Consider the following 24,177-nt stretch of genomic DNA (forward strand, 5'->3'; position numbering starts at 1 on the left):
TGGTTCCTTCGTATCCCTGATCTGCTTGCCGGGCGGCGGTTCGGCTAAAGGCCGGTGCCGGTCCTGCGGACAAGCCGCTTGCGCTGTTGCGGATTAGCCGCCGCAGCCGCCGATGGTGACTTTCACTTCCTTGCGGTCGATGAAGGTGGAGCCATCGTTCATCTTGGCGACCGCGATGACGTTCTGCGTCTTGGCGAGCCGGATGCGGGTCTTGGCTTCGGCAACACCGCTCATGGCAGTGAAGTGGAACGTCGCAACAGCCGGGTTGGGGTTGCCGTCGGCCAGGATCAGGACAGATTCAACGAAGCTGTCTGCCGTCATCGGGCTGTCGACGGATACGCCGACCGGCACCGTGTTGCCGTTCTCGGCAATTTCCGGCGTGTCGAGGGAAACTGTTCCCTCCTTGGGATCTGCTCCGCCGGTGAAGGCCTTGATGGCCTCTTCGGTCTGGTCGGTTGCGGCGAAGGAAACCCGCGATCCGGCGGCCACGAATGCAGCGGCTCCGATCGTGAGACCAAACACCTGGCGTCTTGTAAAGCTCATCTCTTGCTCCTTGAAACCCGAGATCAATTCTCTTTCAGCGTCATGAGATAGGCGACGACGTCCTCTACCTCTTGCGCTGACAGGATGGTTTTGCCGGCGAATTCCTCGTCGACGTTGATGCCCACCTTCAGGGTGTAGAAACCGGGCATGATGGTCTGTTCGCCGAAGACGTCCTTGCTGTTGACCACGATGGCGCGCAGTTGCGCCTCGCTCCAGCGGTCGGCGGCACCGTCGAGGACGGGGCCGACTTCGCCGTGGAACAGCTGGTCGCTGAGATCGGCATTGGCATGGCAAGCCAGGCAGTTGCCCTTCTTGCGGTCGGCGAAGGCTTCGCGTCCGGCCTGCGGGTCTCCCTGAACGCCCGTCAGGGATTCGGACAGTTCCATATCGACGATGGGAACGCTGTCCGGAGCAACCGTTCCGGCGGTCGCTGCGGAAGCGGCCAGGACGGCTAGGCCGGCAAAGGCCGCCGGCAGGCTGAAATGTGTCGCGCCCTTGAACATTGTGTCGGCTTTCCTCCTCAGTGCGGAACGGCCGGCTGTGGTGCCGTTTGCGTTCCTTCGGCAGGTCCGATTCCCCAGCCTGCCTGTCCTCCTCATATTAAAAGATATGATTTTTTGCATATGTTATGCAATAGGCCTTTTGCCGTATCCGGCATAAACCTGTTTTATCCGCTCTTCCTATTCCGCGTCGAGGCGGCCTTTTTCGCGCAACTCGTTGATTATGCGGGCATGATACTTCTGGAAATGCTCGTCGCCTTCGTAGCCTTTTTCCTGAACCCAGCGAAACATGTTCAGGAAGGTCCACTTGCCGAAGGCGCCAGGCATCGTCGCAACGGCCACTTCCGACACGGTTCCCTCGCTCGGAACCTCTTCCGGCAGGAACACGATTGTGGGTGTGAAGACATAGCCCCATTTGCGCGCGGCGGTCTTTTCGGTCAGTTCTTCGCCGTCCAGGTCGATCACTTCCTCGTCGCCGAACATGTTGTATTGCACGACCATGAAGTTCTCTTTGATGTAGTCGGTCACTTCCGGGTCGGAGAGGATCTTTTCGTGCATCTGGCGGCAATAGATGCAGCCACGTTGTTCAAAGATGATTGCAAGGCGCTTGCCTTCTCCTGCCGCGGTTTCAATGTCTTCGCCTATGTCGCGGAAGGTTACGGTGAACCAGGGCTGCTTGTGCAGGCCATCGTCGCCGAGCGTTGCGGCGAGCGCCGTTGTGGTCAGGGCCGCCAAGAGCTCGACTGCCAGCACCAATTGTTTCCAGATACGCATGTCATTGTCCTCCCTGGACCGGAAATGGCCGGTCAGCCGATTTGTGAGAAAACCGGGAAAGTTTCGAGTAGCCAGAAGGCGATTGCCGACATTTGCCCGGTGATGAACAGCAGGCCGGTGAGCACCAGGAGGCCGCCCATGATCTTTTCCACCGTGCCCATGTGTTTGCGGAAACGGCCGGCCAGTTTCAGGAACCGGCTGGCAAATGCTGCCGCCAGGATGAAAGGCAGACCGATGCCGAGTGCATAGACCGCAAGCAGTCCGGCGCCGTGCCAGGTGGTGTCCGACGATCCGGCAACGAACAGGATTGCCGCCAGAACCGGGCCGACGCACGGTGTCCAGCCGAACGCGAACGCCAGGCCCATGACGAAGGCTCCAACCAGACCCGCGGGCTTGCGTTCCACATGAATGCGGGCTTCGCGGAACAGGAGCCCGATGCGAAAGACACCGAGAAAATGCAGGCCCATGACGATGATGATCGCGCCTGCAACATAAGACAGGATATCGTAGTAGCGGGCGATCGACTGGCCGATGACGCTGGCCGTTGCACCGAGGGCGACAAAGACGAGCGAAAAGCCGAGCACGAAGGCGATCGCCGCCAGAATCACCCGGCGACCCGTTTCGGCCGTGGCCGTGTCGCCCTTCAGTTCATCGACGCTGACACCGGCCAGGTAACACAGGTAGGGCGGCACAATCGGCAAGACACAAGGCGAAATGAATGAAAGCAGACCTGCCAGAAAGGCAGCGCCCAGAGAAACATCGAGCATTCATTTCCTCCCAGAGAAACTCGATCTTCGGTTGCTTTAAAATATTCAAAAGTTCCTATATATTGCAATGGAAGAAATGTGGAGACTGCAAAATGTCCGTCGCGACACGTGCGATGATCCTTGCCGGAGTGTTGGTTTCCGGCCTGTTTCAGGCGTTGCCCGCCTGGAGTGCCGAGCTGGTCATGCTTGTGCAGCCGGGGTGTGTCTGGTGCAAACGCTGGAACGAGGAAATCGGCATCGCCTATCCGAAGACGTCGGAAGGCCGGCAAGCGCCGTTGCGCCGCGTCGATATTACCGACGCCTGGCCGCAGGACCTGGCCGGCATACCGAAAGAGCGGATGACGCCAACCTTCATTCTGGTGGCCGACGGCGTTGAAATCGACCGTCTGCGCGGCTATCCGGGAGAGCACTTCTTCTGGCCGCTGCTGACCGATATGTTGGGAAAGCTTCCGGACACGAGCAAGTGATGCTGTTGATCCGGTGCTGAAGTTGAGGCATGAATCTGAAAAGCGGTTTTGTGCGCTGCAATGGCAATGCTGAAAAGGGTGTGGGTTCCGGATGATACTGCCGGCCTTTGACAAGAACCTGGATGCGAAGGACCTCGACCTGCTGATGGAGCAGGCGCGGAAGGCGAGCGATCTGCTCAAGGCCCTTTCGCACGAAGTACGCCTTGTCATCCTGTGTCTGCTGTCTGAAGGCGAAAAGTCGGTTTCCGAGCTCGAAGAGATCCTGACAATGCCGCAGGCCGCGGTTTCCCAGCAGCTTGCACGGCTTCGCCTGGAAGGCCTTGTGCAGTCGCGGCGCGACGGGCGGATGATCTACTACAGCCTCATGAACGATGAGGTGAGTTCGATCATTTCGAGCCTTTACGAGCTGTTCTGCAAGGACGTGCGTGCACCTGAAAAATAATCGCAGGTAACGCAACATACGGGCGTGCGATGCAGCAACGAGATCGATTGCTGCAAATTTCGCTGCCTGCTACGGTTTGAAAAATCGCCGAAAGAGCGAGTACGGGAAACGCGGCCGGAATAACCGGCGGAGGGTAGGACGCGCATGGTCAATCTCGATCCGGCGGTGCTGACACCGCTTCTCGGTGTGCTCGCGGGGTGCGTGCTGGGGTTCGTTGCCAGGTCAAACCACTTCTGCACGCTGTCGGCCTTGGAAAGGCACTGGTACGCGGGCGACAGCAGCGCGCTCAGGACCTGGGTGCTTGCTTCCGTATCCGCACTGATCGGCACACAGCTGCTCGTCGCCTTCGGCATGGCCGACACGGCTGCCTCCTTTTACCTGTCACCGGAATTTGCCTGGACGGGCGCCATTCTCGGCGGCTTCATGTTCGGCATCGGCATGGCGCTTGTCGGCACCTGCGGCTTCGGCGCGGTTCTGCGTCTGGGAGGCGGAAGTCTGCGGGCGCTCGTGGTGCTGACCGTCATCGGCCTGTCGGCACTGGCAGCCCAAAGGGGCATCGTCGGCATCGTGCGGGTGCCGATCGTCGATGATCTTGCCGTTTCCTTCACCGCAAGCGGCAGCCAGTCCATGGGCGACATTGTCTCGACCCTGGTGGGCATGAAGCTGCAGGGTGTGGTTGCCATCGTGCTCGCTTTGGCCGGTCTGTTCTGGATCTTCAAATCGGCGTCCTATCGCCGGCAATGGAGCAAGATCGGAACCGGTGTTGTCATCGGCAGCGTGATCGCCTTCGGCTGGTGGGCGACAACCTTCCTTGCGGGACGCTCCTTCGATCCGATCCAGATCGAGGCCGGATCCTTCGTGGTACCGGTCGGCGACACCATCATGCAGCTGATCACCTATACGGGGACCTTGCCGGACTATGGTGTCGGTCTGATTGCCGGTACACTGGTCGGCGCCGTGGTCGCGGCCATGTGGAAACGGGATATCCGCTGGGAAGCGTGCGACGATGCACGCGAACTCGGCCGCCATCTTCTGGGTGGCACCCTGATGGGGGTCGGCGGCGTGTTTTCCATGGGCTGCACGGTGGGGCAGGGCATTACCGGCTTTTCCACGCTGGCGATTTCCGCGCCCATCGTGATGGTATCCATGGCACTCGGTGCGCGGGTCGGGCTTGCCTGGCTTGTGGAAGGCAACGTCCTTGCCGCCTTCCAGCGCAACCAGGGCAGTGCCCATCACTCGGCGGCGGAGTGATACAGGCACCTTTCATCCAGCAGTTCAGGCTGCGACGAAACTGTAGGCATCGCCGGTGCGTTCCACGTGTCCTCCACCGGGGTGGGGGAAGTGGTAACCGATGACGCGGGAGCCATCTTGCGCCAGTCGGTCGAGCAGCGCCTTGCGGGTGGCAATGCCCATTTCGCGGTCCTGATCGGAGCCGGACGCCCAGCCGGGTTTTTCGAAAGAAATCACTGTGTTGGAAATCGCGTCGCCCACCACCAGCAGGCTCTCGGATCCGCCGTGCAGCATGTAGGACATGTGCCCCGGAGTGTGACCCGCCGTGTCGACCGCCTCAACGCCTGGAAGCACTTCCTGGCCCGGCTTGATCATGTTCACCCGGTCTTCGATCACGTCGAAACGTGCCTGTGCCCCGACCACGAAACTCTTGCGCTCCTCCGGCGTCTTGGCCAGCGTATCGTCGGCGCGCCAGTAGTCCCATTCGGCCTGTGGCATCCAGATCTGCGCTTCCGGGTAAAGCGGATCGTCGAAATCGTCCAGGATGCCCCAAAGATGGTCAGGGTGGGCGTGGGTGAAGACAATGTCGGTGATGTCCGACGGATCGATACCGGCTTCCGCCAGGTGGTCCGGCAACTCACCTGCCGTCGACTGGAAATTGGCACCTGATCCGACGTCGAAGAGGACTATGCGGTCGCCGGTGCGGAGCAATGTGATGTTGCAATCCGGCGTCAGAGTGTCCGTGGCAAGGCCATGGGGTTTCAGCAGCGCCGCGATCTCTTCTTCGCTTTGCTCTGGCAAAATGAAGTTCATCGGCAGGGTCAGATGACCGTCGGAAAAGACGGTGATGTCGTGTGCGCCGAGGGTCAGGTTCGCGGTTGCGAAGGCAGGCGTTATCCGGCTGGCAAAACCCGCGGTCGCAAACGCGAGGCCTCCGGCAAGAACGTTGCGTCTCGTCAGATCTTTCCGAAATTGCCCGGACATGGCATCCTCCACATATTCAAACTTTTGAATTTATCTATGTTTCATTGAGAGAGGTCAATGCCCGTTGAAGCGAAAGGGCACCAAGCTGGTGGCAATCGAGGACGCAGTGTGCCCGGGAGGGGCCCATGGACCTGACATTTCTTCTGGACGAAATTTCCGAGCCCTGGTTGCTGGCAATCGGCGGGCTGGTTGTCGGCGTCCTTTTTGGCGCCTTTGCCCAGCAAAGCCGCTTTTGCCTGCGCGCCGCCAGCCTGGAATTCTCGCGCGGTGCGCCGAAGGACCGGTTGCCTGTCTGGCTCCTGACCTTTTCCGCGGCGGTTCTGTGCACGCAAGTGCTGATCCTCCTGGGCGAAGTGCAGGCAAATGAAGCCCGCCAGTTGGCATCGCCGCAAAGCCTCTCCGGAGCTTTGCTGGGCGGGTTGATGTTCGGCACCGGCATGGTGCTGGCACGCGGATGCGCAAGCCGTCTGCTGGTGCTTTCGGCCACCGGCAATCTGCGGGCATTATTGTCCGGGCTTGTCTTTGCCGTCGTCGCCCAGGCGAGCCTGCGTGGCCTGTTGAAACCGGTGCGCGAATGGTTTGCAGGTCTTTGGACGACAGGGGATATCGGCGGCAACAATCTGACCGAGATGCTGGGGCTGAGCACATCCGTGACGCTTGGTTTCACGGCGCTCTGGCTGGTGGCGGGGCTTGTCTTTGCCTGGCGGTCGAGGGTGAAGGTCTGGCAACTGGTGGCGGCAGCGGGCGCGGGGCTGGCAATTCCCCTGGCCTGGTGGTTCACATCCGCCATGGCCCGGCAGGCTTTCGACCCCGTGCAGGTGGAAGGTGTAACCTTCACCGGACCGTCCGCCGATGCCCTGATGCTGGTTCTGTCACCACCGGGCGATCTGCTTGATTTCGATGTGGGCTTGGTGCCCGGCGTCTTTCTAGGCTCGTTCCTGGCGGCTTTCGTGACGCGGGAACTCGCCCTGCAGGGGTTCGAAGGCGGCAAGTCGATGGCGCGCTACCTCACCGGAGCAACGCTCATGGGGTTCGGCGGCATGCTTGCCGGCGGCTGTGCCGTCGGGGCCGGTATCACGGGAGCTTCCATCTTCGCGCTGACGGCGTGGATCACCCTGACCGCCATCTGGCTGTCTGCCGGTGTTGCCGACCGCCTGCTGACAAGCTATGACGCCCGGCAGCAGACAGTCGGTGGGTCTCCTGCAGCAGAACAGGTGAAAACCGCAGCCTGAAGGCAAAGCAGGAAGAGGCCTTGCCTGCCGGGAGCTGACGGGTTCAAGGCCCTTATCGGCCTATCATGGTTTCTTCTGTTGCCGGACGGGTGAACTGGTCGAATTCGGAAACGAAGCGGGCACTGATCCAGCCGCCGGTGGACAGTTGATACCAGACACCTTGCGGCCCCGAGACGATACGGCAATCGGAAATCTTGACCTTGTCGCCGATCTGCACCCGGCCAACGGCTTCCGCGTCGAGAGAAGGGTTCCGGCGAACGTTGACGTCCCGCGCGATGGTGCGCTCCCACGAATTCCAGTCCGTGAGAGCGGTCGGTGTTTCCTCGCCGATGTCATAGTCGATGACATCGCTCGTCCAGTAGGCGTATTCGGTCGTCAGCGTGCCGCCGTGGCAACTGGCTGCGTCGGCAAGCAGCGCGTTGGTCACTTTCGGCAGGGTATCGTCGAAGGGCCCCGGCATTGCGCACCATGTGGGGGCGTCATACCCGCCCTTCGCACAGGGTAGCGAACCGGAGGTGATGCGCATGCCGACGGTGCCGTCTTCGGAAAGTTCTACGGTGCAATAAGCAACGCCGTTATGGCTGGCGGCGATACGGCGTGACCCCAACTCTTGGATCAGATCTTCCAGCTTGGTTTCCTGCGGGTTCGGGCCAGATCCGTCAATTGCGCCGAATTCATATTCGACTTCAGATTTCCTGATTGAATTGTCGGCCTGGAAAAGCTGGGTGCACATGGCGCCAACCGTGTCCATGTAAAGGGCACTCTTGTTGATCGGGTCGGCAATCGTGCCGGCAGAAACCGGCGTCAGGCCCATCGCGTAGGACCGAATGCCGCCAGCCAGATAAAAGAAGCTGTCGGCAGTACGGTGGGACAGGGCTTCCTGCAGCAGAATTGACGGGGCAATGCCGCCCTTGATCAGCTTGACGTAGGTCTGCGTCACTTCATAGGCCAGGTTCATGGCTTCCTTGACCGCAACAAGCTGGTTGGCCTTTTCGTCCGGCAGGAATGCCATGTGGTACCCGAGTGCCGCGCCAGCTTCCAGAAAGCGGATATCGCCACCATAAACAGCGTTGCGCGGGGTAGCTGCCAGGGTGAAGGCGAGAGCGCAGGCGGACAGGCACTCGTTACCGTTGAGAACGAAGACACCGTTGAGATCCGGGTCCTGCGAGCCGACGTTGTATTGCAGATACTGGCCGATGCGGATGCCTTCCAGAAAGCTGCCGCCGGGGCTGTCGAAGACGATGTATTTGCCCCAGGTGCCGTCGAGAGCAGCCTTCAGCTTTTCCAGATCGCCTTTTTCGATGACGCCGGAAATCAGGAATATCGTTCCCTGCAGTTCATTGACGACGCTGCCGGCAGACCCTTTGCCCGGATACAACGGTTTCAGTTGTGCCAATCGCGGTGCGAGATCGGGACGCTGTGTAATCTCGGCGGCAGAAAGCTGCGAAACCGAGAAAACCAGCGAAAGACAGAAAACGATGGATTTGAGCAACATGGGTACCGTCGACTGCTGAGTGAAGCGGGCGCCGGCCGCCTCGATGATTTTGACCAAACGAGGTCCGGGAAAGTGCTCGTTTGCGATGCCTGAAAGTGAAGTTGGAGGCCTGCATGTGCCAGCCTCCAAGGGATTACTGCCGGATTTCATAATCCTGATAACCGGCCGCCCAACGGGCGCTGCGATTGGCGTTGTCCGCGGTCCAGACCTTGTTGAGGCGGCCGGAAAGTTCCTTCATGAAATCGATCTTGTCACCGATCGGCTCGAATTCACCGTTGGCAGCAAGAAGGTTTTCCAGATCCACCGGATCCTCGGTCACGATCGCCAGCAGCTTGCCCTTGCCCGCCGGTGCCTCTGCCTCGAAGCTGAATCCGTAGGACGGGTCGGGAACCGTGAGCGCGGAGTTGGCACGGATGCGACCGGTCTTGCCGGCGGAGCGATCCTCATCGGTCGGGAACAGAAGCACCAGATCGTCTTCGACGGTCAGGTCGAAAAGGGTCAGGTAGCCATCGACCGCGCTGGTGAGCTGGAATTGCACCTCGTCACCGATCTGGTGTACGGAGCCGGGCAGGATGGAGACCTTGATTTCCTGAGAGGATTGTTCCGGAAGCACGTCGGAAACATCGTCGGCGGTATTTCCGGTTACCGTCTGGACGGGGCCTTCGGCCGAAGCCGGTTGCAGAATGAAGGCTTCGTTGCGCGGTGACATGTTCGGCGTGAACTGCAGATCACGGCAATCCTCCACGCGCTGGCACCATTGCTCGGTGCGCGGACGCAGATAGTTCAGAAGTTCCGCGGTGGTGACACGGCCATTGCCGTTGAGGTCGGCCTCGCGCGTGCGCAGACCCCGGATCAGGTTCTGGGTAAAGATGCCCGAGCCGTTGGTTTCCCAGGCAAGCTGGTGTGGCAGGGCAGCGGACAGGGTCAGATGCACATTGGTTTCGCGTGCCAGAGGCTCTTCGTCACGCACCACCGGCAGGGACCTGGAAACGCCCGAAAACGGCAGGTAACGCGCTTTCGCATCAAGACCCTTGGAAACAAGATCCGGCACGACATCGCGGTTGACCGTACCTGAATGACAGGAATCGGCGATCAGGATCACTTCGCGGCCCTTCAGCGTGGACAGCGCGGAAGCGATCTCGTCGTCGGTGAGCATATCCTCGGCCCTTGCACCCCTGCGGCCGTAATCGGTCGGGACGAAGGTTTCATCGAGGCCGTCCTCTTCGTCGCCGTTGCGATCGGGAACCTGGGAGCCGTGACCGGAATAATAAATGATGACGCGGTCACCCGGCTTCGTTTCACTGGCGAGCCAACCGGTGATGGAACCCAGAATGTTGTTCTTGGCCGCGCCTTCTTCCACCAGGATGCGGACATCGGAGGATGCAAAACCCCAGTCGCCCTTGAGGAAATCCGCCATCTGGCGCACGTCGTTCGCAGGGCCTGAAAGCTGCGCGTCCGGTTCCAGATAAGGGTAGACGCCGGCGCCGATCAGCAATGCCTTTTGCGCGGCGTGAACCGTGCCGGCGGACAGGCACAGGCACATGGTTGCCGCGAAGGCCTTGAGGTATCCTGTTTTCACTGAAGGTCTCCCTTTGCGCGCGTATAAAGCCCGACCCAGTCCAGACCGAAGGACTGGCCGTCGAGCGTGTGGCCGATTTCCTTGGCCAGGGCGGCGAGATCGTTGTTTTGTTGTGCGTCCTGAACCGCATCCACGAGATCGGGCATGGGGGACGGTGTGGTGATGGCGATGAGATGGTCGGCGCCGAAAGGCGGGATCACCGCGGAGCGGAAGCTGTCAGCCCGGCCAGGCCGGAGCTTGCCTGCAGCCAGACCGCGCTTGCCTCTGCGAACGGGGCCGACCAGTTGAACTGCCCCGTTTGAAGCGAGGTTGAACAGGACCACATTTTCGTTGCCGGACGAGCGGATCGAGAATGTCACCTGCTCACCTTCGACATAGGTCCGGCTGCCGTCGGAAAGGTCCAGTTCCGGACCTTCAGTTTCGGCAAAGCCGATCAGGAAGGCAAGGAAGCGCCATTTGTCGACGGTTGCCTGCAGGTCCTCGGTGGAAGGCGGGGCGGGAAACGAGGCAATCACGTCACCGGTCTTGTAGACCAGTGAAGAGCCGTCGCCGTCGTAAATCAGATCGGCCTCCGCCTTGCTGTCGACCTTGCGGATGCCTGACAGGGCGGGAATTGTCTCGCCGGGTGGGGTGTAGAGCGTCAGTTCCGGCAATCCGGCGCTCGGGGCAGGCGTGCCGGCAGCATCATGCAGCAGGATTTCCAGGTCTCTGGATCCGGCATTGACCTCCGGCCGTTGCCGCCGTTCGGTATGGCGCTTGACCGAGCTGTTTACGTAACGCTTCAGCTCGGCCGTGTTCAAAACGCTGTCGCTGTCACCGTCCGCTTCACCCTCAAGAGCGCGGGAAAAGGCATAGGAGAGCGCACCGCGCAGCTCTTCGCCGATCCGCACTTCCTGGGTGACCTTGTTGCGGTCCTGGGCATAAAGCCAGATGACATTTTGAAGTGCATCTTCCTCAACTTCGCCAAGTTGCCTGACCCGCTCGGCGACCCGGTCCGAGGATTTGTCGACCCGAACATCAGCAACGCGCACATTTACTTCGGCGCGGAAATCGGCTGCCCGGGCCATATCGCCTGCAAAACAGCTGTCGGCGACGAAGACGACGGTTGCTTCCCTTTCTTCGGCCAGCAGATGGCCGACCTCGTTGTCGATGATGCGCTCGTTGACACCCGGGCCGGTTTCGTCGAAGCCCGCCAGCAGGAACATGTTGTCGAGTTCTTCGTGCCCGGGAAGGATCGCTTCCTGCCGGGCACCGTGACCTGCATAATGAAACACCAGCGTATCCCCCGGGCCGGCAAGTTCCGTCAGCTCCCGCCACGATGCAAAGACGTTGTCCCGCGTGGCGTCGGCATCGGTCAGCAGGATGACCTTGCTGGCCTCCAGCTTTTCCAGTGTTCCGGCAACATCTCTGGCGTCATTGACGGCGCCCTTGAGGTCGGTGATGTGCTGATAGTCGTCAATGCCGATGACGAGGCCGTAGAGATTGCCTGCAAATGCGGGAAGCGGCGCGGCAAGGCCTGCTGCAAGCACGAGGGCAGGGGCAAATCCCGGCACCCGCTTTTTCAGGAAAGCCGCGGAGGCCGGCAGAATGGATCTGGTCATGCGGGCCGGCCTATTTCTGGACGAATTCAACACGTCGGTGCGCCTGATTGCGCACGTCCTCGGTGTAGAGGGATGGATCGTCGAACTGGAACGGCTGGCTTTCACCCATGCCAAGCACCTCGATGGAGCCGGAGTATCCGGCTGCCAGCAAGGCGCTACGTACGGCCTCGGCACGCTTCATGGACAGTTGCATGTTGTAGGCATCAGAGCCGACCGGATCGGTATGGCCGACGACCTGGATGTCCGGGGAGCCCTGCTTTTCCAGGGCCTCCTGCACGTCTTCAAAGCTGGTCCGACCGGCTTTGGTCATGACATCCTGATCATAGACGAACTGGATCGGAACCAGCGTCTTCTTGCGTTTGTAGCCGCGCGTGGAAAAGCTGTATTGCGAGATCGACTGTCCACTGCGGGTGACCGGGATCTTGATGTCTGCCGGTTCCTCTGAAATCTGGGCCACGACCACTGCCAGTTCATCCAGGCGGTCGCGCAGCCGGGCGATCATGGCATGTGCCGGTTCCGCAGGGGTCAGCTCGGTGTCGTCCACCAGGCCAAGGGCTTCCTGATAAGCGCGGAACGCGGGCAGGGTTTGCTGCTGCTTGCGCAGAATTTCTCCGAGCAGATAGGAAATACGCCAGTGGCTGCCGAATTCCTGAATGTCGGCCAGGTCCTGTTTCAGGGTTTCAAGGTTGCCGGTATAGCCTTCAAGATCCTGAAACGGCGCGATGACGTCGAGCCGGGCATCGATGATTTCCTTGCCGAAGCCTTCCACCACCATGCCGTCGCAATCGCTGTCATTGAAGGCCTGGTCGTAGATCCTGACGCGGTCTTCGTGACCGGCGCTCAGCGGCATCGCAAGCCAGTCCTTCTGAATGCTCTCGCATGAAACGAGTTGGGCGGATGCGTCAGTGGTCAGGAGGGGCAGGGCGATGACGGCGGAGACGGCAAGGCCTGCCAGATGCATAAGGCGGGCGGGTAAAACAGTTCGGGTAAGCGACATGCTGGAAAGTCTCTCCAACTCTTGCATGATAAATTATAAAATAGGTCGGTCTGGCGGGTGTTTGCAGCGAAAGGTTGAGGGGCGGTTGTTTCCAGGCTCGCAGACGTTGCAACTGACGCACCGGTGTAAAATCCCGGTTGCTTCTCCGTTCCTTATTGCGTTTCAATCTGTTCGCAAGACAACATCACGCAGGGTCGCTTGAGTCAATTGTCAGGGCGTCATGAGGTATTTCAAATTGATGATTTCTAAGTATGAGGTTGCAGTCGTGCCGGGCGGTCAAATGTCGAGATGTGTCAGGCTTCTGACGGGGTTCTGCTGTCTTTTTCTGATGGCCGCCGGTCTGGCGCAGGCAGACGAAAACCGCTTTGCGCTCGTTATCGGTAATTCGTCCTACGAGAAGATCGGCCGGCTCGGAAACCCGGGACGGGATGCGGATCTTGTCGCCAAGTCGCTGGAAGCGGTCGGATTCGAAGTTTCGGTTCATTTCGACCTTGATGAGGACGGTCTTGGCAAGGTCCTGGACGATCTTGCCGATCGTGCTCCGGACCTGGATGTGGCGGTGCTCTATTTCGCAGGCCATGGCATTCAGAAGGATGGTGAGAATTTTCTGATCCCTGTCGATGCGCAACTGAAATCTGCGACCTCGATCGAACGGGAAACGGTCAGCCTGCGTTCGTTCATGGAGGTGATGGAAGAGGTGCCGATCAGTCTCCTGTTCCTTGATGCCTGCCGCAACAACCCCTTTGCCGAACATCTGTTGTCGCAGTCCTCCTCCGACGGGCGGTCCGCCGGGATCACCCGCGGGCTTGCCCCCATCCGCACGGTTGGTGACATGCTGGTCACTTTCGCCACCTTGCCGAATTCCGTTGCAAAGGATGGTGCCGGACAGAACTCGCCTTTTGCCAAGGCGCTGGCCCGCCACGTCGCCACACCGGATGCGGAAGTCTCCGTCTTGATGAAGCGGGTGACGCGTGACGTGATGGCAGAAACCGACGGCGAGCAGCGGCCGCAGCAGCTGTCTCAGATGCAGACGGAATTCTATTTCAAGCGCACAAACGCAGCCGCTCCGGAGACAGATGATCAGCAGACCCTGCTGGCGGTCTATCCCGGTTCGGTCAGTGCCGGCGAGGAAGTCTCGGTTCTGGCGGATGTGCCGCAGCAGTGCGCACCGGATTTCTTTAACATAACACCGTCAAACCGGGTGACGCCGATCCCGACTTCGTACTTCAAGACGGTTGAACTCGGCGGCGGCAAGATCCGGTACGAAATCTCGCCCGGCTCGCGCTATGGGCTGGTCGTGGAAGAAGCGGACGAGAAGGGGGCGAACCGCATCGGCTTCTTCTGTTCAATGGGACCGGCTCTTTCCGATCAGCAGAAAAAGGAAGTGCTCAGGCGCATCAACGGACAGCTCGCGCAAAACGAGATGTCCGGGACCATCGGGTCCGACCCGGAACGGGTCGCCTATCATTTTGCCGAGTTCAAGATCAACTGACGCAGGAGAAGAGGCGGGTCGCTTTCAACGAAGATGCGCCCGCGCTCTGAGACCGAAAGGCCTGTGCATCCCAGCCCGCGCTTCGATTGGCCGGGAGGACGTCGGGGAGGCGACTGTGTAGGCAGGTCCTCTTGTGAGGATCAGTTGACCGGCAGCAGGACCAGCTGGACGCGGCGGTTCTGTTCGCCGTAGGGATCGCTCTGGTCCTTCAGCCTGGAGGCGCCCATTCCGCTTGCCAGAACACGCTGCTCTGAAAGCCCACCCCAGGCTGCAACGAAACCTGCTACCGTCTGGGCGCGTTGCTGCGAGAGGGCAAGATTGTACTGTGCGCTGCCCTTTGCATCCGTATGGCCAAGCAGCAGGAAGCGATAGTTCTTGAACTTGTCCTGGCTCAGAATGCGCGAGAGTTCGGTAATCTTCGCGGCCTGGTCCGGACGCAGCGATGCCGAGTTGTAGTCGAACAGGATTTCCATGTCGATCGTCGGCAGTGGAGCCGATGACGCAGTTTCCGAAGAGCCGCCGACTGGTGGCGGGGTGGAGGCAGCACCTTCTCGATCGACAAGCTTGAGGTTCACTACATCGTCCATCGACAGGGCGGTGTTTGACTTGAATTCCGAGTTGCTGCAGGCGGCCTGATCAAGCAGGCATTTTTCCATGTCGGTCTCCGCCGGGGCACTGGCGTCACGCGAGGCGGAAGTTGCAGGTTTGGTGTCGCCGCCAAGATCGAAATCCTCAAGTGTGATAGTGCTTTGCGCCGCGGCAGGCAGAGCCAGGGAAATAAAAATCAAAAGAAATGCAAAAGGCTTCATGGCAATATCCCGAACCGTTACGTGGTCGTTTCACGGATTGATCCGTTTCTACCATACGGCTGGCAAAAAATGAAAGTGGCCACTGCGTCAGTTGGATATTTGACGCTGTCCCATCATCCCTGCCACATTTGCGGCCTTACAAAATCAAATTGCAGACAATTGGATTGAATGAGGGGCTGATCATGTTGCGAAACGCTGTAGCGGCGGTGGCGGGAAAAGGCGTTGCCCGAAGCGTAATACAGACGCTTGCGTCGGTGACTGTATGTATTCCTGCCTTTTCGGCGGCCCATGCCGCGGAAATGCGTCTTCTCGACAGCAATCCTGCAGCTGCTGCCGGCTACCAGCTTCTGGACCTTGGGACGGTGAGCGCAGAAGCCGTCGGTCACGCCAAGGGCCTTGAAGACGGTTTCACATCGAAGAGCGCTGTCAAGGACGGGTCGCTGCCTTATTTCGAAAACGGCATCGCAGGCGATGGCGCGCATACCTATGAGACACTGCATATCGTGCCGGCCTGGGGTGGGCTGAAGACGGGCAAGGTCATATCCATCGAGGGACAGATCCAGAAGGGGGACCTCGATCACCTGAAGGCTCTTGTGGAACGCAGCGGCTTTTCGGACTGCCTGAGGCCCGGCTACTGCCCCTATAACAACGTGATTTCGCTCAACAGTCCGGGCGGCAACCTGCGCGAGGCGCTGGAAATCGGCAAATACATCGCGGAGCAGAACTTCATCACGCTGCTGCCGGAAAATGCCGTCTGCGAGTCCGCCTGTTCCCTGGTCTTTCTGGCGGGTTATACGCGATACGAGGGGTTCTTCTTTCCTCGCCGTTTTGCTCATGAAACCGCCCGTCTCGGCATTCATCAGCCTTATATCCAGCTTCCTGAGGGCAACTACAGCGCGGAGCAGGTCGGGCAGGTTGTTCAGCTGATCAATCGGGGCGTCAACGAGGTTACGGACTATTTCCTCAGCACAGGTATCGGCATCGGCTTCATGCGCAACATGTACGGCACGAAGCCCGGGTCCATGTATCACTTGTCCCTGGCGGAAATGGCTGCTGAAGGGATCTTCGTCGTTGGACGTCCGCAGGATCTGTCAAATCTCAGCCGCAGCCAGATGCTGTCCTATTGTTCCAGCCTGTATCAAGGACGCTTCAACACCGTTTCGCCGGACCTGCTGGCCAATCTGCAATCGAACGAACGCACTTTCCTGACCTATGTCACCGGGCAGAATTTTGTCTGTCTGGGCGTGAAGAGCCCGAATGGCGACAGCTGGCGGTCCTACGTCTGCGATGGCAGTTCGAAATGTCTGCTCGGCGACTTCGGGCAAGTGGCGCTGTTCGAACTGGAAGCCAACGGCAAGCTTTCGGGCTTTCGCGACCGGGATGCGTCGGCCCTGATGAACATTGCCGCAGGGATCGACAATACCGAGGTTGGTCTGGCGCTGAAGGAGTACAATCACCGGGTGGCGCTGCTCTATTTTGTCGAGCTGTTCGCTGAAAACATGGGAACGTTTGAGACATCCTTCAAACGCATTCCGGCAAGCCTTGCCTTTGCCGAGGTCCCTCCGGAGTTCTGCGGTCAGGTCGATGAATATGATGCCGGTCTTGTGCGGCTGGTGCAGGCCGGTCTCAACAACAGCGGCATCGACGTGGGCACTCCGGACGGGTCGCTCGGCCCGAACACGCGCAAGGCAATCGGGCGGGCCAACAAGGATCTGCTGAACCGCTCCGAAACCGTTATCGATCCGTCTCTTCTGAAGGCGCTGGGCGTGCCCGAAGACGAAGTCCGCGGGCACGTCCTTTGTAACGGCTAGGCCTGGAAAGCGCGGCGAGCCGTCAAACCTGCGATAACGCCGCGCAGTTCCGCCAGTCCGCGCATTCGCCCGATCAGGGGATAGCCCGGGTGCGCTCCGCGGTCGGCATCGCTCAGCAGCTCGTGGCCATGATCTGGCCGGAAGACGATTTCGGCATCTTTACGGCCCTCGCGTCGCCGTCCTGCTTCTTCGCCAAGAAGAACGCCGAGCAATGCAGGCATGTCGGTGTCGCCGCCAAGATGTGCTGCTTCCTCGAACGAGCCATCCGGATCTTTCGCGACATTGCGCAGATGGGCGAAATGGATCTTGCCGGCAAAGCGTTCCGCAATTGCAGGGACATCGTTCTTCGGGTTGGCGCCAAGTGAGCCCGAGCACAGCGTCAGGCCATTGGAAGGGCTGTCCACCGCCGACAGGATCCAGGCGATGTCATCCGCATCCGAGACGATCCGCGGAAGACCGAGCAGGTCCCGGGGCGGGTCATCGGGATGCACCGCCAGTTTCAGGCCAAGCTCTTCGGCCGCCGGGATCACTTCCTCCAGGAAACGTTTGTGGTTTTGTCTGAGAGCCGTCCGGTCGAGTCCCTGATAGGGCACCAGAGCCTCACGCAGGCCGTTGGGGTCGTAACGATCATAGGCCCCGGGCAGACCCGCCATGATGGCCTGGGTCAAGCGGTCGAGGTCCGGCTGTTTTGCGGCATCGAACCAGCGTTTTGCCTCGACCAGAACCTGTTCGCAATAATCGTCTTCCGCCTTGGGTCGCTTGACCATGTAGATTTCGAAGGCCGCCATCCTGGCAGCGGAAAACCGCAGGCAGGTACCGCCACGTGCCACGGGCGCGGCGAGGTCTGTCCGGGTCCAGTCGAGCAACGGCATGAAGTTGTAGCAGATGACCTTTATGCCTTCAGCGGCCAGGTTTGCCATCGATTGCCGGTAGTTGGCGAAGAGTTCCGAAAGATCGCCTTCCCCGCGCTTGATGGCTTCGTGAACCGGCAGGCTTTCCACCACGGTCCAGTTGAAACCGGCAGCGTGGAGCCGGGTCCTGGTGTTCGCGATTGTTTCGCGAGGCCAGATCTGGCCGTAGGGAATTTCATGCAGTGCCGTGACGATGCTGACAGCACCGGTCTGGGCGATTTCAGAAAGCGAGATGCGGTCATAGCCGCCATACCAGCGCCAACCTTCGATCATGACAGGGTTCCGATTGATTTGCCGACACCGTCAGCCTTCAAGGCAGCATAGGCGGCGGTGACGGGCGCCAGAATGGCAGCGGCGAGGTCGGGTTCGAAGACTTCGGTGACACCCAGAAGTGCTGCCACCTTGCCGGCGTCGCCATCGCTTTTTCCGACAAGAGACTTGAGGCGATCGCTTAGCGGATCGCGCACGTCAATCGGCTGGCCTTCAAGATCGGTGCCGCCGACATAGATCATCCAGGCGGCAATCGCGAGGCAAAGGCCCGGGCAGTTTCGACCGTTCGTCAGGTTGTCGCGCACGGTGCCGAGAATGCGCTGAGGCAGTTTCTGGCTGCCGTCCATGGCGATCTGCCAGGTGCGGTGCCGGATGCCGGGATTTGCATAGCGTTCGAAAAGCGCATCCGCGTAGGCTTCCAGATCAACACCCGGCGGAGCCTCGAAGGACGGAATGATTTCCTGGCGCCACAGGTTTTTCACGAACCGGGCAAACAGCGGATCTGTAACGGTTTCGGCAATCGTCTCGTGCCCGGCGAGATAGCCGAGGTAAGCCAGCGAGGAATGCGTGCCGTTGAGCATACGCAACTTCATGTGCTCGAACGCGGTGACGTTCTCAACAAGCTCGACACCTACGGCACCGAGGTCCGGCCTGGCATCGGCGCCGTAAGCCGGGACGAAATCATCTTCCACCACCCACTGCCGGAACGGCTCATGAAGCACAGGGGCTGCATCGTAGCGGCCGGTCTTGCGGGCCAGGGCGTCGATATCCTCTGGTTTTGTGGCAGGCACGATGCGGTCGACCATGGTTGCCGGGAAACGGCCTTCGGTTTCAATCCACGCGGCCAGTTCCGGATCGAGCTTCCCTGCAAGATCCAGCACAATCCGGCGGACCAGGCGGCCATTGTCCGGCAGGTTGTCACAGGTGAGCACTGTGAAGGGCGGCAGGCCTGCGGCCTTCCGCCTTGCCAGCGCCCGCACGAGGTAACCCGGAGCGGAGACAGGCAGCGCGGCTTTCAGGTCGTGTGTGATGTCCGGGTGATCGGCATTCAGTCTGCCGGTTGCCGGGTCGTGGCAATAACCCTTTTCCGTCACGGTCAGGGTGACAATCCTGACGTCCGGGTCCGCCATCGCGGCCAGCACGGCTTCCGGGTTTTCCCGTGCGACCAGCACATCCCGGATGATCTCTACCTGGCGAAGGGTTTCGCCTTCCGGGCCAAGTTCCTGCGCTGTGTAGACAAAGTCCTGCGGAGTCAGCTGGTCATGCATGCGCGGGCTTTGCAGGCTGACGCCGATAATGCCCCAGTTGTTCTCGCCGGTGCCGCCTGCAGCCTTCATGGCTTCTTCTATGTAGATCGCTCCAAAGGCCCGGAAAAATGCTCCGAGCCCCAGATGAACGATGCCGGCTTTTGCCGCCGGTGTTGTTCTGGAAAGGCGCGGCAAGTCAGCGTGCAAGCCAGCCTCCATCCACATTGAGGACAGCGCCGTGAATGTATTTTGCAGCCGGTGAAGCGAGAAAGACCGCGGCTTCTCCAATGTCGCTGGCTTCACCCCAGCGGCCGGCCGGAATGCGTTCCAGGATCTGCCGGCTGCGCTCCGGGTCGTCGCGCAGGGCTTCGGTGTTGTTGGTGGCGATGTAACCCGGCGCAATGGCGTTGACATTGATGCCCCGCGCCGCCCATTCGTTCGCCAGCAGTTTGGTGATGCCGGCAACACCGTGTTTGGCCGCGGTGTAGGACGCGACCTTGATACCGCCCTGGAAGGACAGCAGCGAGGCAATGTTGACGATTGCCCCGGTCCGGCCGGCGTTGAAGGCGGCATTGCCGAAAGCCTGGCAGGTGAAGAAGACGGACTTGAGGTTGACGTCCATCACGTCGTCCCAGTCGGCTTCGCTGAAGCTGTCCGCCGTGCCGCGGCGGATGATGCCCGCATTGTTGACCAGGATGTCGATCTGTTCCGCCTCGAACAGGGGCATCGCAGCCATCGGGTCGGACAGATCGAGGTGCACATGGCGGCCCCTGGTTATCTGGGCCAGCGTTTCGTCGCAATCGCGCCGGGCCGCGCACAGAACTTCGGCGCCTGCCTTGCTCATGGCGATGGCAATGGCCTGGCCGATGCCGGTGTTGGCGCCTGTCACCAGGGCGCGTTTGCCTTCCAGGGAAAACGGGCTCATCGCAGGTCTCCCATGGCGACCATGTCCATGTCGGTGAAGTCGACATTATCGCCTGCCATGGCCCAGCAGAACGTGTAGGCTCCCGTGCCGGCGCCGCAATGGATAGACCAGGGCGGAGAGACCACGGCGTCCTCGTTGGCCATCACCAGGTGCCGGGTCTCGTCCGGCTTGCCCATGAAGTGGAACACACGCTGGTCCGGGCCAAGCTCGAAATAGAGATAGGCTTCCATGCGCCGGTCATGGACATGGGCCGGCATGGTGTTCCAGACCGAGCCGGGCGCAAACTGGGTGTAGCCCATCAGCAGCTGGCAGCTTTCGGCGACTTCCGGATGCAGGAATTGCAGGATGACGCGCTCGTTGGAGGTTTCCGCGGAGCCGAGTTCCACCCGGCGCGCATCCTTGACAGTGATCAGTCTGCTTGGGCAGGCCCGGTGTGCGGGCGCCGACAGGATGTAGAAGCGGCCCGGGCCGGAGAAGGTGACGGGTCCGGAGCCCATGCCGATGTAGAGCACATCTCCCTTGCCGACCTGATAGGTCTCCCCACCCGCCTTCACGGTGCCGGCTTCCCCGATATTGAGAATGCCGAGTTCGCGGCGGTCGAGAAGGGACGGGGTGCCGGCTTCCTTCACTTCATCCAGAACGAGTTCGCCAGTTCCGGGGACGGCGCCGCCCAGGATCAGCCGGTCGTAATGGGTGTAGATCAGGTTGATCTTGCCATCCTGGAAAAGGCCGGCGGCGTGGAAATGTTTGCGAAGACCCGTGGTGTCGAGCGTCTTGGCGGTGTCCGGGTCGATGGCGTAGCGGGTTTCAACGGTCAGCATGGCAAAGTCCTTGGGTGCAGGCGGTGTTCAAAGAAAGTCGTCGCGGCGCGGCGTGAAGGTGTCGACCAGTGTTCCCGGTTCCAGGCACACGCAACCGTGCAGGGCGTTGGAGGGGATGACGAAGCTGTCGCCGGGACTGACGTCGAAGGTCTCGCCGTCGATGGTGAAGCGGAAACGGCCGCTTTCGACATAGGTCGACTGTACGTGTGGATGATTGTGCAGCTTGCCTTCGGCGCCTTCCTGCTGGAAGCGGAAGGCGACGACCATCAGGTCGGGACTGTCGGACAACACCTGCCGGCGGATGCCCGGGTCGGCGGTCACTTCGGGAAAGGTTTTCACGAACATTGGTTTTGCCTCAATGGAACAGGGATGGCAGCCACAGCGACAGGGACGGGATGTAGGTCACCAGGAGCAATGTGAAGATGGCGGCACCGTAGAATGGCCAGATCGTCCTGATCGCATCCCAGACCGATATCCGGCCAACGGCGCAGCCGACAAAGAGCACTGTGCCGACCGGGGGCGTGCACAGGCCGATACCGAGGTTGAGGACCAGGATGACACCGAAATGGACCGGGTCGACCCCGAAAGCGGTGGCAACCGGCAGGAAGATCGGCGTGGTGATGACGATCAGCGGCGACATGTCCATGAAGGTGCCGAGGAAGAGCAGCACGATGTTGATCATCAGCAGGATGATCAGCGGGTTCTCGGAAATGCCCTTCATGAATGCCACCAGTTCCGCGGGGATGCGCAGGAAGGCCAGCAGCCAGCCGAAAGAAGCCGCACAGCCGATGACCAGCAGAACCATGGCGGTGGTGCGCACCGCGGCTTTCGTTGCGGCGACGAATTCCGGCCAGTGCATGGTGCGGTAGGCAAGCGTGGTCACCAGTAGCGCGTAGACGGCCGCGATGCAGGAGCTTTCGGAAGCCGTAAATACACCGGAGCGCACGCCGCCGAAGATGATGCCGATCAACAGCAGACCCGGAATGGCGTTGATGAACATTGCACCAAGAGCCGACAGGCCGGGAAAGCGTTCCGTCGGATAACCGGCGCGGCGGGCAACGAACCAGGCAGTGACCATCAGGGAAACTGCAAGCAGGAGGCCCGGCAGGATGCCCGCGGTGAACAGGTCGGCGATGGAAAGGCGCCCGCCAGCCGAGATCGAATAGATGATCATGTTGTGCGAGGGCGGCAGCATCAGTGCAATGATCGAGGAAACCACGGTGACATTGACACCATATTCGACCGAATAGCCCTTTTCCTTCATCTGCGGGATCATCAGGCCGCCGATGGCGGTTGCATCCGCCGCGGCGGAGCCGGAGATGCCGCCGAAGAGCACGGAGGCGGTGATGTTTACCTGACCGAGACCGCCGCGCATATGCCCGACCACGGCCCCGGCGAGCGCCACCAGCCTTCGGGCAATGTCGCCGCGCACCATCAGTTCGCCGGCAAAAATGAAGAAGGGGATCGCCATCAGCGCGAAAACGGAGACACCCGAGTTCAGGCGCTGGAAGACGACGACGGGCGGCAGGCCCATGTAGAGCACGGTGGCGAGCGACGCTGCGCCCAGGCAGAAGGCAACGGGTGTGCCGATCAGGAGCAGAACCGTGAATGTGCCGAAGAGGATAACGGGTTCCATATCAAGCAGCCTCTTCGATGGGATCTTCGCCGAAGCGTGCGGTCGGCAGACCGGCTGCGCGACGCATCAGGCGTTCGATGGAAAAGAGAAAAACCAGGCAACCGCCGCCAACGAGCGGCAGGAAATCAACCGCGCCTGAAACGCCGAGCGACGGCAGTTTTACGTCCCAGGCCGACAGCGCCAGTTCCGCGCCGTACCAGGCCATACCCGCACCAAAGGCGGCAACCACGGCATCGGAGATGCTGTAAAGCACCAGTTTGGCTCCCTGCGGCAGAAAGTAGAGCAGCACGTCGAAGCTGAGATGGTAACCTTCACGGATGCCGACGGCGGCACCCAGGAAGATGAACCAGCCCATCAGGATGACGGAAGCAGGTTCCGACCAGACGAGGCTGTCGTTCATGACGTAGCGCATGAAGACCTGCGCCGTGATGAACACGGTCATGAGAATGAGGCCGCCTCCGGCAAGCCAGAGCGCTGCCGTGGAGACATGGCGCAACATCTGCGCGGTGAACTTGAGATGAGGCTGCACGTCGAGATCCTGAAGCAGGGAACCGGGTCAAGGCGGATCCTGAAAAACGGCCAGCAGCCAGCCGGGCCGTTCCGCGGTCGATGGACCGCGAAACAGCTTTGCCGGCTGCGGGCTTGCGAAGATCAGTCGGTCGCGCGGATGCGGGCGACGAGATCCTTCAGCTTTTCGGAGGTCACGTGCTTCTCGTAGACGCTGTCCATGGCTGCCATGAACGGCTCCTTGTCGATTTCCGTGACGACTTCGACACCGGCAGCGCGGACCTTTTCTTCAGACGCCTTTTCGCGGGCCTGCCACTGTTCGCGCATGAAGGGGACCGAGTCCTTTGCAGCCTGGCGGACGGCTGCCTGGTCTTCCGGAGACAGATTGTCCCAGGACTTCTTCGACATCACCAGCACTTCCGGCACGATCAGGTGTTCGTCCAGAGTGTAGTAGCCGGCAACTTCGAAGTGACCGGAAGATTCGTAGGACGGCCAGTTGTTTTCCGCACCGTCGATAACGCCGGTCTGGATGGACGAATAGACTTCGCCATAGGGCATCGGCGTCGCGTTGGCACCGAGCGCCGACATCATGTCGACGAAGATGTCGGACTGCATGACGCGAACCTTCATGCCTTCAAGATCTTCAATCGATTTGATCGGTTTGACCTTGTTGTAGAAGCTGCGCGACCCGCCGTCGTAAAAGGCAAGGCCGACATAGCCGTGCGGTTCGAACGCCGCCAGGATCTCGTCACCAATCGGACCGTCCATCACTGTGTGCATGTGATCGACGCCCTTGAAGATGTAAGGCAGCGAGACAACCTTGGTTTCCTCGACCAGGTTGTTGAACGGGCCCATGGAGACGCGGTTCAGGTCGATGACGCCGAATTTGGTCTGTTCGATGGTGTCCTTTTCCTCGCCAAGCTGCGCGGAATGGAACACTTCGACACAGATGCGGCCATCAGTGCGCTCTTCCAGCAGCTTGCCCATCTGCTTGACGGCCTCCACCGTCGGATAGCCGTCCGGATGGGTGTCGGACGATTTCAGTGTCACTTCGCATGCAAGCGATGCGGATGTGAGCGCGGCGGTGGCCAGAAGCGATGCCGCAAGGGTCTTCAATACTTTCATAGTCTCCTCCCG

Annotated in this window: 24 protein-coding genes; 6 read left to right on the top strand and 18 right to left on the bottom strand. The window is 60.4% G+C overall.

Features of this window, described 5'->3' with window-relative positions:
- Positions 1–93 precede the first annotated feature (93 nt).
- The 4 genes from soxY to FIU93_RS12015 all read right to left on the bottom strand — a co-directional run bounded on the left by soxY (position 94) and on the right by FIU93_RS12015 (position 2,584).
- Positions 94–543: a thiosulfate oxidation carrier protein SoxY gene (gene soxY, locus FIU93_RS12000; RefSeq protein WP_023014500.1), complete on the bottom strand. Its 450-nt coding sequence runs from the start codon at positions 541–543 to the stop codon at positions 94–96.
- Between the two features lie 23 nt (positions 544–566).
- Positions 567–1,046: a sulfur oxidation c-type cytochrome SoxX gene (gene soxX / locus FIU93_RS12005; protein ID WP_152505686.1), complete on the bottom strand. Its 480-nt coding sequence runs from the start codon at positions 1,044–1,046 to the stop codon at positions 567–569.
- Between the two features lie 177 nt (positions 1,047–1,223).
- On the bottom strand, positions 1,224–1,817 hold the full coding sequence (locus tag FIU93_RS12010) for a thioredoxin family protein (protein WP_023003233.1): 594 nt from the start codon (positions 1,815–1,817) through the stop codon (positions 1,224–1,226).
- A 32-nt stretch (positions 1,818–1,849) separates the two neighbouring features.
- Positions 1,850–2,584 carry a cytochrome c biogenesis protein CcdA gene (locus FIU93_RS12015; RefSeq protein WP_023003234.1) on the bottom strand — a complete coding sequence of 245 codons (735 nt, stop codon included), beginning with the start codon at positions 2,582–2,584 and terminating at the stop codon, positions 1,850–1,852.
- Between the two features lie 92 nt (positions 2,585–2,676).
- Between FIU93_RS12015 and FIU93_RS12020 the strand changes: the two genes are divergently transcribed.
- The 3 genes from FIU93_RS12020 (at position 2,677) to FIU93_RS12030 (ending at position 4,744) form a co-directional block, all read left to right on the top strand.
- Entirely contained in the window at positions 2,677–3,051 is a 375-nt protein-coding gene (locus FIU93_RS12020; RefSeq protein WP_152505687.1) for a transcriptional regulator, read from the top strand.
- 91 nt (positions 3,052–3,142) lie between these two features.
- Positions 3,143–3,493: a metalloregulator ArsR/SmtB family transcription factor gene (locus tag FIU93_RS12025; RefSeq protein ID WP_023003236.1), complete on the top strand. Its 351-nt coding sequence runs from the start codon at positions 3,143–3,145 to the stop codon at positions 3,491–3,493.
- A gap of 144 nt (positions 3,494–3,637) precedes the next feature.
- The gene (locus FIU93_RS12030) at positions 3,638–4,744 is read left to right on the top strand and encodes a YeeE/YedE family protein (RefSeq protein ID WP_077291947.1); all 1,107 of its coding nucleotides are present in this window, start codon (positions 3,638–3,640) and stop codon (positions 4,742–4,744) included.
- Positions 4,745–4,768: 24 nt separating this feature from the next.
- On the opposite strand, the gene FIU93_RS12035 is transcribed toward FIU93_RS12030, so the two are convergent.
- A complete protein-coding gene (locus FIU93_RS12035) occupies positions 4,769–5,707 on the bottom strand; it encodes an MBL fold metallo-hydrolase (RefSeq protein ID WP_152505688.1) in 939 nt (312 codons plus the stop codon).
- 125 nt (positions 5,708–5,832) lie between these two features.
- Between FIU93_RS12035 and FIU93_RS12040 the strand changes: the two genes are divergently transcribed.
- The gene (locus FIU93_RS12040; protein ID WP_152505689.1) at positions 5,833–6,939 is read left to right on the top strand and encodes a YeeE/YedE family protein; all 1,107 of its coding nucleotides are present in this window, start codon (positions 5,833–5,835) and stop codon (positions 6,937–6,939) included.
- A gap of 52 nt (positions 6,940–6,991) precedes the next feature.
- Here FIU93_RS12040 and FIU93_RS12045 read toward each other — a convergent pair whose 3' ends face one another.
- The 4 genes from FIU93_RS12045 to FIU93_RS12060 all read right to left on the bottom strand — a co-directional run bounded on the left by FIU93_RS12045 (position 6,992) and on the right by FIU93_RS12060 (position 12,611).
- Positions 6,992–8,491: an SH3 domain-containing protein gene (locus FIU93_RS12045; protein ID WP_173017303.1), complete on the bottom strand. Its 1,500-nt coding sequence runs from the start codon at positions 8,489–8,491 to the stop codon at positions 6,992–6,994.
- A gap of 76 nt (positions 8,492–8,567) precedes the next feature.
- On the bottom strand, positions 8,568–10,013 hold the full coding sequence (locus tag FIU93_RS12050) for a caspase family protein (protein WP_152505691.1): 1,446 nt from the start codon (positions 10,011–10,013) through the stop codon (positions 8,568–8,570).
- Positions 10,010–11,614: a caspase family protein gene (locus tag FIU93_RS12055; protein WP_152505692.1), complete on the bottom strand. Its 1,605-nt coding sequence runs from the start codon at positions 11,612–11,614 to the stop codon at positions 10,010–10,012. Before FIU93_RS12055 ends, FIU93_RS12050 begins: the two co-directional genes overlap by 4 nt.
- A 10-nt stretch (positions 11,615–11,624) precedes the next feature.
- Positions 11,625–12,611 (bottom strand): OmpA family protein, encoded by a 987-nt coding sequence (locus tag FIU93_RS12060; RefSeq protein ID WP_173017304.1) that lies wholly within the window; start codon positions 12,609–12,611, stop codon positions 11,625–11,627.
- 280 nt (positions 12,612–12,891) lie between these two features.
- Here FIU93_RS12060 and FIU93_RS12065 point away from each other — a divergent pair, with 280 nt between their 5' ends.
- A complete protein-coding gene (locus tag FIU93_RS12065) occupies positions 12,892–14,103 on the top strand; it encodes a caspase family protein (protein WP_173017305.1) in 1,212 nt (403 codons plus the stop codon).
- 140 nt (positions 14,104–14,243) lie between these two features.
- On the opposite strand, the gene FIU93_RS12070 is transcribed toward FIU93_RS12065, so the two are convergent.
- A complete protein-coding gene (locus FIU93_RS12070) occupies positions 14,244–14,912 on the bottom strand; it encodes an OmpA family protein (protein WP_055656098.1) in 669 nt (222 codons plus the stop codon).
- A gap of 182 nt (positions 14,913–15,094) precedes the next feature.
- On the opposite strand from FIU93_RS12070, the gene FIU93_RS12075 reads away from it, so the two are divergent.
- Complete coding sequence (locus tag FIU93_RS12075) at positions 15,095–16,723, top strand: hypothetical protein (protein WP_152505695.1); 1,629 nt, start codon at positions 15,095–15,097, stop codon at positions 16,721–16,723.
- Here FIU93_RS12075 and uxuA read toward each other — a convergent pair.
- The 8 genes from uxuA to FIU93_RS12115 all read right to left on the bottom strand — a co-directional run bounded on the left by uxuA (position 16,720) and on the right by FIU93_RS12115 (position 24,165).
- On the bottom strand, positions 16,720–17,907 hold the full coding sequence (gene uxuA / locus FIU93_RS12080; protein ID WP_152505696.1) for a mannonate dehydratase: 1,188 nt from the start codon (positions 17,905–17,907) through the stop codon (positions 16,720–16,722). The genes FIU93_RS12075 and uxuA overlap by 4 nt on opposite strands.
- Entirely contained in the window at positions 17,904–19,358 is a 1,455-nt protein-coding gene (locus FIU93_RS12085) for a mannitol dehydrogenase family protein (RefSeq protein WP_286202424.1), read from the bottom strand. Before FIU93_RS12085 ends, uxuA begins: the two co-directional genes overlap by 4 nt.
- On the bottom strand, positions 19,348–20,076 hold the full coding sequence (kduD, locus tag FIU93_RS12090; protein ID WP_055656093.1) for a 2-dehydro-3-deoxy-D-gluconate 5-dehydrogenase KduD: 729 nt from the start codon (positions 20,074–20,076) through the stop codon (positions 19,348–19,350). Before kduD ends, FIU93_RS12085 begins: the two co-directional genes overlap by 11 nt.
- The gene (kduI, locus tag FIU93_RS12095; RefSeq protein ID WP_055656091.1) at positions 20,073–20,897 is read right to left on the bottom strand and encodes a 5-dehydro-4-deoxy-D-glucuronate isomerase; all 825 of its coding nucleotides are present in this window, start codon (positions 20,895–20,897) and stop codon (positions 20,073–20,075) included. Before kduI ends, kduD begins: the two co-directional genes overlap by 4 nt.
- Before the next feature lie 27 nt (positions 20,898–20,924).
- Positions 20,925–21,242 carry a cupin domain-containing protein gene (locus tag FIU93_RS12100; RefSeq protein WP_062487450.1) on the bottom strand — a complete coding sequence of 106 codons (318 nt, stop codon included), beginning with the start codon at positions 21,240–21,242 and terminating at the stop codon, positions 20,925–20,927.
- A 10-nt stretch (positions 21,243–21,252) separates the two neighbouring features.
- Complete coding sequence (locus tag FIU93_RS12105; RefSeq protein ID WP_055656087.1) at positions 21,253–22,533, bottom strand: TRAP transporter large permease; 1,281 nt, start codon at positions 22,531–22,533, stop codon at positions 21,253–21,255.
- A gap of 1 nt (position 22,534) precedes the next feature.
- Positions 22,535–23,032 carry a TRAP transporter small permease gene (locus FIU93_RS12110; RefSeq protein WP_088665314.1) on the bottom strand — a complete coding sequence of 166 codons (498 nt, stop codon included), beginning with the start codon at positions 23,030–23,032 and terminating at the stop codon, positions 22,535–22,537.
- A gap of 152 nt (positions 23,033–23,184) precedes the next feature.
- On the bottom strand, positions 23,185–24,165 hold the full coding sequence (locus FIU93_RS12115) for a TRAP transporter substrate-binding protein (RefSeq protein WP_152505697.1): 981 nt from the start codon (positions 24,163–24,165) through the stop codon (positions 23,185–23,187).
- Positions 24,166–24,177 lie beyond the last annotated feature (12 nt).

The sequence above is a fragment of the Labrenzia sp. THAF35 genome (assembly GCF_009363595.1).
GTDB classification, from domain to species: Bacteria; Pseudomonadota; Alphaproteobacteria; order Rhizobiales; family Stappiaceae; genus Roseibium; species Roseibium algicola.